This is a genomic window from Acetobacter sp. DsW_059 (assembly GCF_002153695.1).
GTDB lineage: Bacteria > Pseudomonadota > Alphaproteobacteria > Acetobacterales > Acetobacteraceae > Acetobacter > Acetobacter thailandicus.
This window is the reverse complement of sequence record NZ_JOPI01000134.1, coordinates 1-1,206: the sequence shown is the minus strand read 5'-3', so window position 1 is coordinate 1,206 and position 1,206 is coordinate 1. Positions and strand designations below refer to the sequence as shown.

Sequence of the window (1,206 nt, the reverse complement as noted above, 5' to 3'; positions counted from 1 at the left end):
AGGAAAGCAGTCTGATGCCTCTGACAGTGAATAGGAAAACACTGATATGAGCGATGTTATCACAACTTCATCACCAAATTCAAACCCCACAATGTCTAGCCGCGAAATTGCAGATCTGACAGGGAAGGCGCACAAGCATGTCATCCGTGACATTGAGGTGATGATTTCTGAGATCGAGAAAGATGGTCCAGATTTGGACCATCAAGCAAAATCAAAGGGTTACGACTTTGAACGCGATAATCGTGGGTATGTGAAAATCATCCATCTTGACCGCAGTCATACCATTACTCTGATCACTGGTTATGATGCCCGGCAACGCAAGAGGGTGGTAGACCGCTGGCTTGAGCTGGAAAATAAGCCTGCTATCGCAGCCCCGTCTAATATGGTCGAAGCTCTCACCCTCGCACTTGAGCAGCAGAAGGAACTGCAAGCCAAGGATGCGGAAATTGCCGAACTAACCCCTAAAGCCGCCGCGCTGGATGCAATCTCGGAAGCCGAGGGCGACATGGGTGTTCGAGATGCCGGACGCGAACTCGACGGTATAGGGCAGACAAAAGTAACGGCCTACTTGCTTGATCATAAGTGGGCTTGCCGGGAAGGTCGTAAACTGAAGCCTGCACATTACGGGCTTTCGCAGGGTTACTGCCGTCTTGTGCCAAAATCATACCAGGACCGGCATACAGGAGAAACCTGCATAGGGCATGATTTTCGAATAACAGCGCGCGGCCTTGCTCGTCTGGCCATCGTTCTCTGCGGTATCAATTCGGGTGCAGCACGGCGACTGAATGGTAAGAAAGGAAAAAACACACCTGTCCCTTTTGCCCTGACGCCAGCGGAAACGGCCTGACTGCGGCTCGCCATCCCTTCGGGGGTGGCAACGCTGGTGCATTTGATTATGCAAACAGAAAATTCAGAACACGAAACATTCAAAACAGCAGGTGCAAAGAAAGAGCATGACAAGGAAGCGGTCTTCGGGCCGCTCCAGTTGGCGCTGGGCAGCTTTCCTTTTATCCGCATGAAAACTCTGGTACTCGCCGGCAGTTTGTACTATGACGAATCATGAGCAATACAAACGAGTTATGGCCGGGTTGCTGCACGGAAAACTACCGTGAGCATCTGACGAAGCCCAGAGACTGGAACGCGGCGTGTTTGATCACGCAGATGCGTTCTGGCCTTACTCTTGAGCAAATGACTGACGCACAACGC

At 51.5% G+C, this 1,206-nt stretch carries 2 protein-coding genes; both read left to right on the top strand.

Translation table 11 applies throughout. The features are described 5' to 3' along the window. Positions 1 to 46: 46 nt before the first annotated feature. Positions 47 to 847, top strand: coding sequence for a phage regulatory protein/antirepressor Ant (locus tag HK25_RS12275; protein WP_086636397.1), 801 nt, complete (start codon positions 47 to 49; stop codon positions 845 to 847). Between the two features lie 48 nt (positions 848 to 895). Next, complete coding sequence (locus HK25_RS13140; protein ID WP_158092968.1) at positions 896 to 1,063, top strand: hypothetical protein; 168 nt, start codon at positions 896 to 898, stop codon at positions 1,061 to 1,063. Positions 1,064 to 1,206 lie beyond the last annotated feature (143 nt).

Excerpts from the sequence above, each read along its gene's own strand:
- HK25_RS12275 (WP_086636397.1), top strand. The coding sequence starts at position 47 with ATGAGCGATGTTATCACAACTTCATCACCAAATTCAAACCCCACAATG.
- HK25_RS13140 (WP_158092968.1), top strand. The coding sequence starts at position 896 with ATGCAAACAGAAAATTCAGAACACGAAACATTCAAAACAGCAGGTGCA.